The 13571-nt window shown below is 58.8% G+C and carries 14 protein-coding genes; 10 read left to right on the top strand and 4 right to left on the bottom strand.

Annotation, left to right across the window (positions count from 1 at the left end; translation table 11 throughout):
* Positions 1 to 15: 15 nt before the first annotated feature.
* From ACR0ID_RS17760 to ACR0ID_RS17750, 3 genes are read left to right on the top strand one after another with little or no spacing between them, the layout of a single operon-like run.
* On the top strand, positions 16 to 1089 hold the full coding sequence (locus ACR0ID_RS17760) for an ABC transporter permease (RefSeq protein WP_209508213.1): 1074 nt from the start codon (positions 16 to 18) through the stop codon (positions 1087 to 1089).
* The gene (locus tag ACR0ID_RS17755; RefSeq protein WP_209508215.1) at positions 1089 to 1865 is read left to right on the top strand and encodes an ATP-binding cassette domain-containing protein; all 777 of its coding nucleotides are present in this window, start codon (positions 1089 to 1091) and stop codon (positions 1863 to 1865) included. The genes ACR0ID_RS17760 and ACR0ID_RS17755 overlap by 1 nt, the downstream gene beginning before the upstream one ends.
* Positions 1862 to 2497: a nucleoside/nucleotide kinase family protein gene (locus tag ACR0ID_RS17750; RefSeq protein ID WP_480607501.1), complete on the top strand. Its 636-nt coding sequence runs from the start codon at positions 1862 to 1864 to the stop codon at positions 2495 to 2497. The genes ACR0ID_RS17755 and ACR0ID_RS17750 overlap by 4 nt, the downstream gene beginning before the upstream one ends.
* Positions 2498 to 2537: 40 nt before the next feature.
* On the opposite strand, the gene ACR0ID_RS17745 is transcribed toward ACR0ID_RS17750, so the two are convergent.
* Together ACR0ID_RS17745 and ACR0ID_RS17740 are read right to left on the bottom strand one after the other, a co-directional pair.
* Positions 2538 to 3248, bottom strand: a complete 711-nt coding sequence (locus ACR0ID_RS17745) for an aspartate/glutamate racemase family protein (protein ID WP_480607498.1) — start codon at positions 3246 to 3248, stop codon at positions 2538 to 2540.
* Entirely contained in the window at positions 3245 to 3949 is a 705-nt protein-coding gene (locus ACR0ID_RS17740; protein ID WP_480521270.1) for a GntR family transcriptional regulator, read from the bottom strand. Before ACR0ID_RS17740 ends, ACR0ID_RS17745 begins: the two co-directional genes overlap by 4 nt.
* Positions 3950 to 4060: 111 nt before the next feature.
* Here ACR0ID_RS17740 and ACR0ID_RS17735 point away from each other — a divergent pair, with 111 nt between their 5' ends.
* Positions 4061 to 5755: a thiamine pyrophosphate-binding protein gene (locus ACR0ID_RS17735; RefSeq protein WP_480607496.1), complete on the top strand. Its 1695-nt coding sequence runs from the start codon at positions 4061 to 4063 to the stop codon at positions 5753 to 5755.
* Here the strand turns inward: ACR0ID_RS17735 and ACR0ID_RS17730 are convergent.
* Positions 5716 to 6636, bottom strand: coding sequence for a LysR family transcriptional regulator (locus tag ACR0ID_RS17730; protein WP_480607493.1), 921 nt, complete (start codon positions 6634 to 6636; stop codon positions 5716 to 5718). The genes ACR0ID_RS17735 and ACR0ID_RS17730 overlap by 40 nt on opposite strands.
* Positions 6637 to 6733: 97 nt before the next feature.
* Here ACR0ID_RS17730 and ACR0ID_RS17725 point away from each other — a divergent pair, with 97 nt between their 5' ends.
* The 6 genes from ACR0ID_RS17725 to ACR0ID_RS17700 all read left to right on the top strand — a co-directional run bounded on the left by ACR0ID_RS17725 (position 6734) and on the right by ACR0ID_RS17700 (position 13008).
* On the top strand, positions 6734 to 7867 hold the full coding sequence (locus ACR0ID_RS17725) for an enolase C-terminal domain-like protein (protein ID WP_480555962.1): 1134 nt from the start codon (positions 6734 to 6736) through the stop codon (positions 7865 to 7867).
* Positions 7864 to 9114: an NAD(P)/FAD-dependent oxidoreductase gene (locus ACR0ID_RS17720; protein ID WP_480521262.1), complete on the top strand. Its 1251-nt coding sequence runs from the start codon at positions 7864 to 7866 to the stop codon at positions 9112 to 9114. The genes ACR0ID_RS17725 and ACR0ID_RS17720 overlap by 4 nt, the downstream gene beginning before the upstream one ends.
* A 54-nt stretch (positions 9115 to 9168) precedes the next feature.
* Positions 9169 to 10146, top strand: coding sequence for a TRAP transporter substrate-binding protein (locus ACR0ID_RS17715; RefSeq protein WP_480555964.1), 978 nt, complete (start codon positions 9169 to 9171; stop codon positions 10144 to 10146).
* 70 nt (positions 10147 to 10216) lie between these two features.
* Positions 10217 to 10750, top strand: a complete 534-nt coding sequence (locus ACR0ID_RS17710; protein ID WP_480477489.1) for a TRAP transporter small permease — start codon at positions 10217 to 10219, stop codon at positions 10748 to 10750.
* 4 nt (positions 10751 to 10754) lie between these two features.
* Positions 10755 to 12068, top strand: coding sequence for a TRAP transporter large permease (locus ACR0ID_RS17705; protein ID WP_480477491.1), 1314 nt, complete (start codon positions 10755 to 10757; stop codon positions 12066 to 12068).
* 7 nt (positions 12069 to 12075) lie between these two features.
* Positions 12076 to 13008 (top strand): hypothetical protein, encoded by a 933-nt coding sequence (locus ACR0ID_RS17700; RefSeq protein WP_480477493.1) that lies wholly within the window; start codon positions 12076 to 12078, stop codon positions 13006 to 13008.
* 32 nt (positions 13009 to 13040) lie between these two features.
* Here the strand turns inward: ACR0ID_RS17700 and ACR0ID_RS17695 are convergent, their stop codons facing one another.
* Positions 13041 to 13403, bottom strand: a complete 363-nt coding sequence (locus ACR0ID_RS17695; protein WP_480607489.1) for a cupin domain-containing protein — start codon at positions 13401 to 13403, stop codon at positions 13041 to 13043.
* Between the last annotated feature and the right edge of the window lie 168 nt (positions 13404 to 13571).

Genomic DNA, 13571 nt, shown 5'->3' with positions numbered 1-13571 from the left:
TTTGGGGGAAGTTCTATGTCCGATTCTTCACGACAAGCTGACGATTTCGAAACCGCCGCAAAAGGCAGCCCGGAGCAAGTCGCCGAGTTTGACGATCACCAACGCGGATTTGTCGGGACGGTTCAGCATTTTCTGCATGTGAACCCGTCGCTGGTCCCGCTGATTGTCCTTGTCGCTGCCATCGTCATCTTTGGTGTCTTATTAGGCCCCAAGTTCTTTTCGCCCTTTGCGCTGACATTGATCCTTCAGCAGGTTCAGATCGTCGGGATTGTGGCCGCGGCACAAAGCCTTGTGATCCTGACCGCAGGCATCGACCTGAGTGTTGGGGCCATCATGGTGATGTCGTCGGTTGTGATGGGGCAGTTTACCTTCCGCTATGGAATGCCGCCTTCGGTTGCGATTGTGTGCGGCCTTGCTGTTGGCTCGGCAATCGGGGCCTTGAACGGGTTTCTGGTCAGTCGCATCAAGCTGCCACCTTTCATCGTCACCCTTGGCATGTGGCAGATCGTTCTTGCGGCGAATTTTCTTTATTCACAAAACGAAACGATCCGGTCGCAGGAAATCGAGGAACACGCCGCCATCCTGCAACTGTTTGGTGCCAAGTTTAACGTGGGCGGAGCGGTGTTTACCGTCGGGGTGGTCTTCATGCTGGCGCTGATCCTCGTCCTTGCATACGCGCTGCGGCACACGGCCTGGGGCAGGCATGTCTATGCCGTCGGGGATGACCCCGAAGCGGCAGAGCTGTCCGGTGTCAACGTACACCGCACGCTGATATCCGTGTACATGCTGTCCGGCCTGATCTGCGCCTTTGCGGGCTGGGCCCTGATTGGTCGGATCGGGTCAGTTTCGCCAACCTCGGGGCAGCTGGCCAACATTGAAAGCATCACGGCGGTCGTGATTGGGGGGATATCTCTGTTTGGCGGTCGGGGGTCTATTCTGGGGTCCCTGTTCGGTGCCCTGATCGTGGGCGTCTTTACGCTTGGGCTGCGGTTGTTGGGCGCGGATGCACAATGGACGTTCCTGCTGATCGGCATCCTTATCATCGCAGCGGTCGCGGTCGACCAGTGGATCAGAAAGGTGGCAGCCTGATGGAACCCATTCTCAAAGGACGGAACCTTGTGAAACGCTATGGCAAGGTGACTGCGCTGGATCACTGCGACTTCGATCTGATGCCGGGTGAGATTCTGGCGGTGATCGGCGACAATGGCGCGGGCAAGTCGACGCTGATCAAGGCTGTGTCGGGCGCGGTGGCGCCGGACGAAGGCGAGGTCTGGCTGGAAGGTCAAAAGGTGAATTTCCATTCCCCGATCGACGCGCGTGAAGCCGGTATTGAAACCGTGTACCAGACGCTTGCCATGTCCCCTGCCCTGTCGATTGCGGACAATATGTTCATGGGGCGGGAAATTCGGCGCAAAGGACCGCTCGGGTCGTGGCTTCGCATGCTTGACCGTCCGGCGATGGAAAAATTCGCCCGCGAAAAGCTGAGCGAACTGGGTCTGATGACGATCCAGAATATCAATCAGGCGGTCGAAACCCTGTCGGGTGGACAACGCCAGGGCGTTGCAGTGGCACGTGCGGCGGCGTTCGGGTCCAAGGTCATCATTCTGGACGAACCGACAGCAGCACTGGGCGTCAAAGAAAGCCGCAGGGTCCTTGAACTGATCCAGGATGTGAAATCGCGTGGCATCCCAATCATCCTGATCAGCCACAACATGCCTCATGTTTTTGAAGTCGCAGACCGAATTCACGTGCACCGGCTGGGAAAACGCCTGTGTGTGATTGACCCCAAAGACTATTCGATGTCCGACGCCGTGGCGTTTATGACCGGGGCTAAGGAAGCACCGCCCGAGGATCAGGCCGCATGACCGGTGGCGGCACCGCCCCTGACGTTCTGGCCGACCGTATCGTCGACGCCGTTGAGGCGCTGCCGCCGGCCCGACACCGGCAACTTGTCGCGATTGCCGGGCCTCCCGGATCCGGAAAAAGCACTGTTGCCAGCCTTGCCACGGCCGAACTGAACCGGCGCGGGGTGTCAGCCGGGCTTGTGCCAATGGACGGTTTTCACTTTGACAACGCGATCCTGAAGGAACGCGGGCTTTTCCCCCGCAAGGGCGCGCCGGAAACCTTCGATCTTGCCGGGTTTCATGCCTTGCTTGTGCGTTTGCGCACCGAAGATGAAGTTGCAATTCCGGGCTTCGACCGAAAGCTTGATCTGGCAATCGCTGCCCGATCAATGATCTCTCCCAATCAGCGGGTCGTTCTGGTTGAAGGCAATTACCTTTTGCTGGATGAACCGTGCTGGTCAGGCCTTCATCTCCTATGGGCGCTCAAGGTGTTTCTGGGCGTCGATCTGGCAACACTGGAATCCCGGCTCACCGACCGTTGGGTTGGGTTTGGGCTGGACAAACAGGCCGCAAGAGAGCGGGCGCTTTCAAACGACATTCCGAATGCCGAGCGGGTGATCCGGAACTCGGTACAAGGCGACCTGAACCTGTGACGGATGAGGGCGGGTCTGGCAGCGCGCCCGCGTCACCTGTCTAGTAGGTGGGCGGCACAAGACCGGCCTGAAACCACTTCACGAAAGATACGATAGAAAACACGGGCAGCCCTGTGGCGCGCTGAATATCGGGCGCATACGGGCACATATTCGTGCATTCCAGCACGATCGCGCCAAGATCGGGGTGTTCCGATGTCAGGGCCATGGCGGCTTCTAAATTGTCTTTGCGGGCCTTTTCCACATCAAGGCCAAGCTCATTTCCAAGGATCGCGCGGGTGAACTCCGCCCCGCCTTCGGTTGTGCCGATGGGTGTGTCCAATGGAACATTGGCGGCCAGCAAGTGATCTTGGGTCAGAGTAGAGGCTGATATGGTCAGAACCCCGGCGCGTTTTCCCGCTGGCAGGATACGGTTGACCATTTCAACCTGCATCAGGGACGATGTGGCCACCGGAACAGGCACAGCCTGGGCCAGTTCTTTTTGGAACAGGGACAGAAACCCGCAATTGGTGGTAATCCCGTCGACACCATCTTTGAGAAGCTCCTGCGCCGCGTTGATGAACACGTCGAGCATGCCTTCGGCTTTGCGCCGGACCACCCGATCCGGCGAGGCATCGCGAACAATGCGGTAGTGAACCGGAAAGGGCCAGGTCTGCGCGTTGCCCATATCGCCGGGAATGCGGGGAAAGCGGGCATCCAGCATCAGAATGCCGACAGACGCGCCGTAGATGGATTTTCCGCCCTGCGCGATCATCCCTCAACCTCCTCAATAATGCGGGCCGAGATATCGTCCGACCCTTCCATGTAGATGTTCGAAATCCCGTGACGCACGGCATCCTGCACCTGATCCATACGCTTGGAGATATGTGCACCTAGAACCCGAGCGGCCTCATCCGCGTTTCGGTCCATCAAAGCCTGCATGACGCGTTTGTGTTCGTCCTTTGAGCGTTGCACCCTGTCGAGGCTCATGGATATCCAACGGATATAGCGAATACGGTCGTTGATCCGCGTCAGGGTTTGCAACAGTTCCATGTTTCCAGACAGCTTCGCGATACCCAGATGAAACGCCTCATCCCGGTTGACGGCTTCTTCAACAGTCAGACCGGTGATGTCGATGCCCGTTGCGTAAAGCTCATCCCGCAGCAACTGCAGGTCTTCGTCCGATGCCTTGGCACAGGCCGCGCGCGCCGCCGCTGTTTCGATGATCTGGCGCAGTTCGAACAGGTCGAACACGCTTTGCGCATCCAGCGGGCGGCAGAAAAAGCCTTGTCCGGGGCGGAAGTCGAAAAGCCGTTCGGCGACCAGACGGTTCAACGCCTCGCGCAGCGGGGTGCGGCTGACGCCCAGATCCCTGGACAACGCCACTTCGTTCAGGCGGTCGCCGGGGCGCAGGCGAAACGAAACCGCCATCGCCTTGACCTGATCATAGATATCATCGACGCGCGGACCAGCCATTACCCCTGCCCTTCTTTGTTTGAATCACAGGTGCCACACGTTGAGCTTGAAATCAATATACAAAACTGTATACAGATCTGAGTACAGATTTGACACAAGGGACTCGCGACCATGACAGGGACAAATTTTCTGACCGGAGCCGAAGCCATGGTGCGTATGCTCGAAGCGCATGGTGTGACGCATATGTTTGGCCTGTGCGGCGATACCACTTTACCCTTTTATGATGCCCTTGCCCGGATGAATCACGGCATTCAGCACATCCTGACACGGGACGAGAGGCACGCGGCCTATATGGCGGATGGCTATGCCCGCGTCACCGGCAAGCCCGGCGTGTGCGAGGGCCCGTCCGGCGGTGGTGCGACCTATATCTTGCCCGGAGTGGTCGAGGCCAACGAAAGCTCGGTTCCGATTCTGGCGATCACGTCGGATGTGGCAACAACCAGCCGCGGCAAATACCCGTTGACCGAACTGGATCAGCCTGCGCTGTTCCGGCCTCTGGCCAAATGGAACACATCCCTCGACGACGCAGCGCGGCTTCCGGCCATGGTTCGGGCCGCCTTCAGGGCGATGACGACCGGCACGCCCGGTGCGACGCATCTGGCGCTGCCGTTTGACACGCAGAAGGCGCAGGTCGATGAGGCTGAAATCTGGGCGGATGACAGGCACCGCAGCTACCCCGCTGAACGGGCCGCACCTGACCCGGACGCCATCGAAGCAGCGGCTGCCATTCTTGCAGGGGCCAAATCCGCGGTTGCGGTCTGTGGTGGCGGGCCGGTCTTGTCCCGGGCGACCGATGCGCTGCGCCGGGTTGCGGGCCTGCTGGATATGCCCGTGGCCACGACCGTGTCGGGTCAGGGGTCCATTGCCGAGACCGACCCGCTGGCCCTGGGCGTTGTCGGGTCGAACGGGGGCATTCCGGCAACCCGCGCCGTCGTGGATCAGGCCGATGTCGTTTTGTTCATTGGCTGCCGCGCCGGTTCGGTTACAACGGAACGGTGGCGAAGCCCCGGGCGCAGCACCACGATCATCCATATCGACAGCGATCCGATGGTGATCGGCGCCAATTACCAGACCGAAGTGGCGATCTGCGCCGATGCCCGACTGGCGCTGGAGGTTTTGGCGCAGGCACTGGAAGACCGCCAGGACCTGACCAGCCAAGGCGGAACAGCCAAGGCCCGCGCCGCATGGGAGGCCAAGATGGCCGCGTTCGCCCCCCTGGCCGCAAGTCGCGAGACACCGATCCGGCCCGAGGCCGTCATGGCATCCCTGATGGACATTCTGGATGACGACGCGATTGTCGTCGCCGACCCCGGCACCCCCTGCCCCTATTTCAGTGCATATTACCGCTGGCGGAAACCGGGGCGCCATTTCATCACCAACCGGGCACATGGGGCGCTGGGGTATTCGCTGGGCGCGGCCATGGGGGCACATGTCGGGCGGCCATCGGTTAAAACCCTGTCGGTCATGGGCGATGGCTCGTTCGGGTTCACCTGCGGCGAGTTTGAAACGATGGTCCGGCACAATATGCCAATCACTTCGATCGTCTTCTCGAACTCAGTCTTCGGATGGATCAAGGCTGGCCAGAAAGCGGGATTTGGTCAGCGCTATTACAATGTTGATTTCAACCGGACAGACCACGCCGCTGTTGCGGCCGCCTTTGGCGTCAAATCCTGGACCGTCAAAGACCCCGAGGATCTGCCGCGCGTGCTGAAACAGGCGATCGAGCATGACGGGCCAACACTTGTCGACATTCATTCACAGCCGCTTCACGAAGCGGCCGCACCGGTCTCGGAATGGGTCGCGTAAGAGGCAATTGACGGGGTCAACTGGGCCAGAAATTCCTGGGCAATCGTGGACAAAGGGCGGCCCTTGGCCGTGATGATCGCGAGATCCAGCATGACTGGCGGCGCAAATGGGCGGGTCTGATACCCGCTCTCGTCGTCAAAGGTCACAGTAAAGGGGTCGATCATCGCGACCCCCATACCCTGTTTTACAAAGCTCAGCAGGTTTTCGGACAGATGGGTGTGTATCTGGGTACGCCATGTGTGGCCGGATGCCTGAAAGATGTCGCGAGTCCGGCGATGGGTCTGGTGTTCCGGCCCCATCACGATGAAGGGTTCGTTTTCCAAAATCTCTGGCGTCAGTACGTCGTGCTCGGCCAAGGGACTGCCCTCAGGAAAAGTCGCGAGCGTTTCAAACTGAAACTCCTGATAGTTCAGTGTGTCATGCAGAATGGGCATCTCGACGATACCGATTTCAAACAGGCCCGAGATGACCCATTCCTGAATCTTGGACGAATATTGCGACTGAAAGCTGACAGACAGGTTCGGACGCGTTTTGGCAAAACACGCGATCTCGCGGGGCATGAAGCCAAAGGACAACAGGTGAGGCGCGGCAACCTGCAATTGACCGGGATGTTTGTTCTGCAAATCGGTTACGGCCTGCGCCACGTGGTCCAGCCCGCGCACGACCGTGTCGACCTCGCGAAATAGCATCTCGGCCTCAGGGGTTGGCAGCAATCGGCCTTTGGTCCGTTCGAACAGAGGCAGACGAGCCTCGCGCTCGAGCTGTGCCAGAAGGTTGCTGATGCCGGGTTGCGATATCCCAAGAACCGAGGCCGCGCCGGTCACGGTTCCGGTTTCCATGATGGCATGAAAGGCCTGAAGCTGGCGAAAGCGTAGGGACAACGATTGCTACATCACTTTTTCTGATGAACTTACGAAAATATAGTATTTGAAATGATAGCCCGGTCAAGGCAGGCTTTCCCCATCGACAGGGGGCGAAATGAGCAATCTGGCACAGAAAATCATCGGCTATGACCTGTGGCACCTTGAACTGCCGGTCACATCCCGCCGGGATCACGGCATCGGATCGGTTGAAGGCGTTTGCGAAGTCGTCATCCTGCGCCTGACATCCGAGGATGGCACGCAGGGGTATGGCGAGGCGTCGCCCTGGTCTGTTTTCACCGGAACACCCGAAGCGAGTTTTGCGGCACTGGACCGTTATCTGCGCCCTCACGTTCTTGGGGCATGCGTTGGGGATCGGGCCGCCATCATGGCGCGTGCGGCTTATGCCGTGGCACATTGCACCGAAGCCAAGGCGGCGCTGGAAACCGCACTGCTGGATCTGGCAGGCCGGATCAGCGGTGTTCCAGTCTGGTCTTTGCTGGGTGGTCGCTTCCGCGACAGCATTCCGCTGAGTTGTTCCATCGCAAATCCCGACTTTGCCCAGGACGTCGATCTGTTGGCGCGCCTGCGTGAGGACGGTGTTCGGATTGTCAAACTCAAGACCGGGTTCAAGGATCACGCCTTTGACATCATGCGGCTGGAGTATCTTGCCCAGAACTACCCGGAGTTCTCGGTCCGCGTGGACTATAATCAAGGGCTCAGCATTGATGATGCGCCATCGCAGGTGCGGGACGTCGCTCAGTTCAAACCGGACTTCATTGAACAACCTGTCCGCGCCCATCAGTATGGCATGATGGCAAAGCTGCGGCAGATGACGGATGTTCCCCTTCTGGCCGACGAAAGCGTCTTTGGCCCCGAAGATATGGAGCGCGCAGCTCGCGAAGGGATCTGCGACGGAGTTTCAGTGAAGATCATGAAGTCAGGCGGCCTGACACGCGGGCAGACAGTTGCACGCATTGCTGCGGCCCATGGCCTGACGGCCTATGGTGGTGACATGTTCGAGGCTGGACTGGCCCACTTGGCGGGCACGCACATGATTGCCACGACACCGGAAATCTCTCTGGGCTGCGAATTCTATCAGGCGTCCTATTTCCTGAAAGAGGACATTCTGGAGCAGCCATTTCAGGTAAAGGACGGTCAGGTATGCGTGCCTCAGGACCCCGGACTTGGCGGCAGACCTGACCTGACCAAACTGAATCATTATGCGGTTGCCAAGGCGGTGACAGAATGACGGACAAGAAAACCATAGCCATCATAGGGGCCGGAATTGTCGGCGTGTCGACTGCGGTCTGGTTGCAGCGGGATGGTCACGACGTGATCCTGATCGACAAGGCAGGACCTGCCGAAGGTACCTCGCACGGCAATGGCGGGGTTTTGGCCTCGTGTTCGATCGTTCCGGTCACCGTTCCCGGATTGCTGGGCAAAGCGCCGAAGATGCTGCTCAGCCCCTCGCAACCCTTGTTCCTGAAATGGGGGTATTTGCCAAAGCTTCTTCCGTGGCTCTGGCAATACCTCCGTCACGCCAACGCCGCCGACGTCGAGAGGATCGCCGCAGCACTGTCGTCCATCGTTGGCGACAGTCTGAATGACCACAAGGCGCTGGCGGCCGGAACGGGGGCGGAAAAGTGGCTGGTTCCGTCAGATTACCTGTTTCTTTACAGGGATCGCGCGCATTTTGAGGAAGATGCATTTGGTTGGGATATCCGGCGCAGGAACGGGTTTCAGTGGGACGAATTGGAAGGTCACGCTTTCCATGAATATGACCCGGTTTACAGTCAGGGCATCGGGTTTGCCGCCCGGCTTTCGAATCATGGCCACATCACCGACCCCGGCCGGTACGTGAAAGACCTTGCCGCGCATGTTGAGGCGAATGGAGGTCGTATCATACGTGCAAACGTCGAAGACGTAGTTCGGAAAAACGGGCATGTCACAGGGGTTCGGGCCGGTGGCGAGACCATTGCTTGTGACGCAGCCGTCGTCACGGCCGGGATCTGGTCGGGTCCATTGGCAAAGCGCTTGGGAGTTTCTGTTCCTCTTGAAAGCGAACGTGGTTATCATCTTGAATTGGTAAAGCCTTCCGCGATGCCGCGCAGCCCGGTTATGGTTGTCTCGGGCAAGTTCGTTGCGACACCGATGGATGGGCGCATACGCTTGGCGGGCATTGTCGAGTTCGGAGGGCTGGATGCGCCGCCCTCGCGCGCGCCGTTCGAGTTGATGCGCAAAAATGCCCGGGCGGCGTTCCCGGGCGTGACATGGAAGGAGGAAGTGGAATGGATGGGGCACAGGCCCGCCCCGGCTGACTCGATCCCGGTTATTGGCGAAGTGCCCGGTATCAAAGGGGCCTATATGGGCTTCGGGCATCACCATATCGGCCTGACAGGCGGGCCGAAAACCGGGCGCCTTCTGGCGCAGATGATTGCAGGCAGAACGCCAAATGTCGACATGAGCGTCTACGCGCCGTCACGATACGCGAAGTAACAAACAAACCGGTGAGAAACGCCGGTGTTTCCAAATTCAACAGGGAGAAGAATGATGAAGAAATTGACGAACCTTCTGGCGGCAACTGCGCTGACCGCCACCGCCGCGGCACCCGCCATGGCCGAAAAATGGGACATGCCGATGGCCTATGCGGCCTCAAACTTCCACTCGGCCACGGGCGCGGAATTTGCCAAATGCGTCACCACCGGCACCGGCGGTGAGATTGAAATCGTCACGCACCCGTCCGGCTCGCTGTTCAAGGGCGGCGACATCAAACGCGCAATCCAGACAGGGCAGGCCCCGATTGGTGAGCGGTTGTTGTCCGGGCATCAGAACGAAAACGCATTGTTCGGGTTTGATTCCATCCCGTTTCTTGCGACCTCATTCGACGACAGCGCAAAGCTTTGGGAAGCGGCCAAACCTTCGATCGAAAACCTGCTGGCCGAGCAAAACCTGACGCTGCTTTATGCGGTACCGTGGCCTCCGCAAGGTCTGTATTTCAAAAATGAGGTAAACTCGGTCGCCGAGATGAAGGGCATCAAGTTCCGCTCGTACAACAACGCCACTTCACGGCTGGCCGAGTTGACCGGGATGCTGCCGGTTACCATCGAAGCGGCTGAAATCAGTCAGGCTTTTGCAACGGGCGTGGCGGATTCGATGATATCGTCGGGTTCGACCGGGTATGACCGTAAGGTTTGGGAAAGCCTGAACTATTTCTACGAGGTCGACGCCTGGCTGCCGCGCAACTACGTGATGGTCAATTCCGACGTCTGGTCTGGTGTATCCGATGCCAACAAGAACGTCATCAAAGGCTGTGCTGAGCTGGCGGAATATGCCGGGAACTGGCGTGCCAAGGAATACACCGGCTTTACCTTGCAAGGCCTGCGGGATGGCGGCATGACCGTTGGCCCGGCATCGGATCAGATGGTGAAGGAATTGAAAGAAATCGGTGTGACCATGACCAATGAATGGCTAGAGGCCGCCGGGGACCAAGGCAAGGCCATCGTCGACGCGTTCCACGCGTCTCAGTGATCCTTACCGGACGGGCGGCGGCATATCCTGCCGCCCGTTTCAAATCCAATCAGAACACAGCGGGGACGGCATGGCAGTTTTGCGAGGGCTTCGGTCCGTATTGGATTTCATTTATCTGGCAGCAGGGGTTCTGGCGGCGATCAGCCTGATTGCCATATTGCTGCTGATCGTGGTGCAGATGCTGGCCCGCTGGACCGGCGAAGTGTTTCCCGGCGCACCGGACTATGCCGGTTATGCGATGGCTGCCGCCTCTTTTCTGGCGTTTGCCAACGCGCTGAACCGGGGCAGCCACATCCGTGTATCGATCCTGCTGAACGCAGTGCCGGACGGGGTTCGGCGCATTCTTGAAGTCTGGTGCTTTGGAATCGCTACCGCCGTCATGTGGTATTTCTGCTGGTATGCCTATCGCTTTGTCTACTGGAGCTGGAAGTTCAACGATGTCAGTCAAGGACAGGATAGAACCGCTCTTTGGATCCCTCAATCCGCGATGCTGATCGGTGCCGTGATCCTTGCCATCGCCCTGACGGATCACCTGATCCACGTCCTGTTCCGCGGTGAACATCGCATCGTCCGCGATCTGGCCGATCAGAGCCACGGAGAGTAAACGCATGGAAAACCTGGCTGTTATCATCCTCTTCCTCTTTGTGCTTTTTACCTTGTTGGGCACCGGTGTGTGGGTCGGACTGGCCCTGATGGGTGTCGCCTGGGTCGGGATGGAGCTGTTCACGACACGCCCCGTGGGCGATGTCATGATAACGACCATCTGGTCGGCATCGTCCTCGTGGACCCTGACCGCCCTGCCGATGTTCATCTGGATGGGCGAGATCCTGTACCGAACGCGATTGTCCGAGGACATGTTCAAGGGGTTGTCGCCCTGGATGGCCCCCCTGCCCGGTGGTCTGGTGCATACGAATATCGTTGGATGTACTGTCTTTGCCGCTGTCTCGGGGTCGTCGGCGGCAACCCTGACGACCGTCGGAAAAATGTCGATCCCCGAGTTGCGCAAGCGCAATTACCCCGAGCGGATGATCATCGGAACATTGACCGGTGCCGCAACATTGGGGCTTATGATCCCACCCTCTCTGACTCTGATCGTATACGGGGTGACGATCAATGAATCGATCACCAAGCTGTTCTTCGCCGGTATCCTCCCCGGCCTTGTTCTTGCGGCGATGTTCATGGGATATGTCGCGCTGTATTCCAAGCTGGGTAAGGACTGGAACCCAAACGACGAAAGCAAGCTGAGCTTTTCTGAGAAAGTCAAAAACTCACGCTTTCTGCTGCCTGTGATCCTGCTGATCACCGTTGTCATCGGATCGATGTATCTGGGCTATGCTACCGCGACCGAAGCCGCCGCTTTCGGCGTGATTGGCGGGCTTTTGCTGGCCGCCGGTCAAGGGTCGCTGACCTGGAAGACCTTTACCGAAAGCCTGATGGGGGCCACGCGCACCAGTGCGATGATCGCCCTGATCCTTGCGGGGGCGGCCTTTTTGTCGCTGTCGATGGGGTTCACCGGCCTGCCGCGCGGACTGGCCGACCTGATCGCCGGATGGGACCTGACACGGTTCGAGCTGTTGATGGTATTGCTGGTATTCTACATCATTCTGGGATGCTTTCTGGACGGGATATCCTCGGTCGTGTTGACGATGGCCGTGGTTGAACCGATGATCCGTGACGCCGGGATCGACCTTATCTGGTTCGGCATCTTCATCGTGGTTGTTGTCGAGATGGCACAGATCACACCACCGATCGGATTCAACCTGTTCGTGATGCAGGGCATGACAAACCACGAGATGAGCTATATCGCGCGTGCAGCGATCCCGATGTTCCTGATCATGGTATTGATGGTTTTCATCCTCATCTGGTTCCCGGATCTGGCGACCTGGCTGCCGGAAAATCTGCGCCAAGGCCCGGGTGGGTAGAACAGCCTTGAACCCGTTACATCTGGCGGCGCGTCATGGCCCTCATGTACTGATCGCCGGGCTGGCGGCTGGCCTTCTGCTGCCGTCCCTGGCCGAGCCGATGCGAAACCTGCTGCCGCCACTGGTCGTGTTGTTGCTGTTCGTCACAGTCCTCAGGATGAACCCTGAAACCATTCTCGGGTCGCTGAGTGATCTGCAGAAGGTTGCATTCACGGTCATCGGGTTTCAATTCGTGATGCCGCTGATCGTGCTGGCCATCGGGTTCGCGGGCGGATGGACTGGAACGCCTGTCCTTTTGTCCCTGCTGATCATGGCGGCGGCCCCGTCCATTTCAGGCAGTCCCAATATGTGCCTGATGATGGGCCATCCGCCTGAACACGCGATGCGGCTGATGGTTGTGGGTACGGCGCTGTTGCCGCTGACCGCGTTGCCGGTATTTCTGCTCATGCCTGAACTGGGGGATATTCAATCTGTCGTGCGGGCCGGGTTGCACTTGCTGCTGACCATCGTAACTGCAACCGGTACCGCCATCGTCATACGGCGCACAGTTCTGCGCGCACCTTCACCCGCAACGCTGCTGAACCTCGAAGGGTTGGGAACGCTCACCCTGGCCGTCTTTGTCATCGGGCTGATGCCATCGGTCAGCGCCACGGCCCTGAACAATCCCGCCATTGCAACCTTCTGGATCGCGCTCGCCTGTCTGGCCAATTTCGGGGCACAAGCCGTTGCATTTCACCTGAGCCGAAACCGGCTCCCCGCAGACAAATCTACCGCGATATCGATCATCGCGGGAAACCGGAACATCGCCATTTTCTTTGTTGCCCTGCCACCTGATGTCACCGCCCCGATCATGGCATTCATCGGCGCGTATCAGATCCCGATGTACCTGACGCCCATGATCATGCGACGCCTTTACCGCAAGAACCACCTTCCCGCGTAACGGCTTCTGCGCTTCAGATCACCTAGTGGGTCTTAGGTGCAATCCCGGATCACAAAGTGCTTCGTCGTTTCCTCAATGACTTCCCAATAGCCGCGAAACCCATTCGGGATCAGAAAACTCGCCCCGTCGCGAAAATCCTGACGGTTGCCGTCTTCGTGGATCAAAGCGCAATGGCCTTTGACAATATAGCAATATTCGTCCTTGTCCGTGAACGCATGCCATTTTCCGGGCGTCGAGGTCCATGTGCCCGCAGACAACTTGCCGTCCGGACTGGTAAAATGCACCCCGATCTGGTGATGCGGATCGCCTTCGACAACGCGGTCCGGAAGATCGGCCAGGCGCCGTTCGCTGCGTGTTGCGGGCGCGCCGAAGAGATTGAGGACCTGGGGTGTCATGACATCATACCTTCCTGCTGAGCGTGTGTTTCAAAGCAGCACGACCCTCCCCTCTGCGCGTTGAGGGCTCCTTTGGTGATGCGGGGGTCGTTGCCTTCGCTGAGGGCGATTATGGGACGGGTGGCCGGAGCGTTTTGCCGCAACAGCTCGACGGGTGTCAGGGTCATG

This window comes from Ruegeria sp. AL2, assembly GCF_056540845.1.
Note: the sequence above shows the minus strand (reverse complement) of the source record. Positions and strands in the feature narration are given on the sequence as shown.

What these genes read in the sequence shown, in the direction of transcription:
- ACR0ID_RS17760 (WP_209508213.1), top strand. Translation starts at nt 16, where the DNA reads ATGTCCGATTCTTCACGACAAGCTGACGATTTCGAAACCGCCGCAAAA.
- ACR0ID_RS17755 (WP_209508215.1), top strand. Translation starts at nt 1,089, where the DNA reads ATGGAACCCATTCTCAAAGGACGGAACCTTGTGAAACGCTATGGCAAG.
- ACR0ID_RS17750 (WP_480607501.1), top strand. Translation starts at nt 1,862, where the DNA reads ATGACCGGTGGCGGCACCGCCCCTGACGTTCTGGCCGACCGTATCGTC.
- ACR0ID_RS17745 (WP_480607498.1), bottom strand. Translation starts at nt 3,248, where the DNA reads ATGATCGCGCAGGGCGGAAAATCCATCTACGGCGCGTCTGTCGGCATT.
- ACR0ID_RS17740 (WP_480521270.1), bottom strand. Translation starts at nt 3,949, where the DNA reads ATGGCTGGTCCGCGCGTCGATGATATCTATGATCAGGTCAAGGCGATG.
- ACR0ID_RS17735 (WP_480607496.1), top strand. Translation starts at nt 4,061, where the DNA reads ATGACAGGGACAAATTTTCTGACCGGAGCCGAAGCCATGGTGCGTATG.
- ACR0ID_RS17725 (WP_480555962.1), top strand. Translation starts at nt 6,734, where the DNA reads ATGAGCAATCTGGCACAGAAAATCATCGGCTATGACCTGTGGCACCTT.
- ACR0ID_RS17720 (WP_480521262.1), top strand. Translation starts at nt 7,864, where the DNA reads ATGACGGACAAGAAAACCATAGCCATCATAGGGGCCGGAATTGTCGGC.
- ACR0ID_RS17715 (WP_480555964.1), top strand. Translation starts at nt 9,169, where the DNA reads ATGAAGAAATTGACGAACCTTCTGGCGGCAACTGCGCTGACCGCCACC.
- ACR0ID_RS17710 (WP_480477489.1), top strand. Translation starts at nt 10,217, where the DNA reads ATGGCAGTTTTGCGAGGGCTTCGGTCCGTATTGGATTTCATTTATCTG.
- ACR0ID_RS17705 (WP_480477491.1), top strand. Translation starts at nt 10,755, where the DNA reads ATGGAAAACCTGGCTGTTATCATCCTCTTCCTCTTTGTGCTTTTTACC.
- ACR0ID_RS17695 (WP_480607489.1), bottom strand. Translation starts at nt 13,403, where the DNA reads ATGACACCCCAGGTCCTCAATCTCTTCGGCGCGCCCGCAACACGCAGC.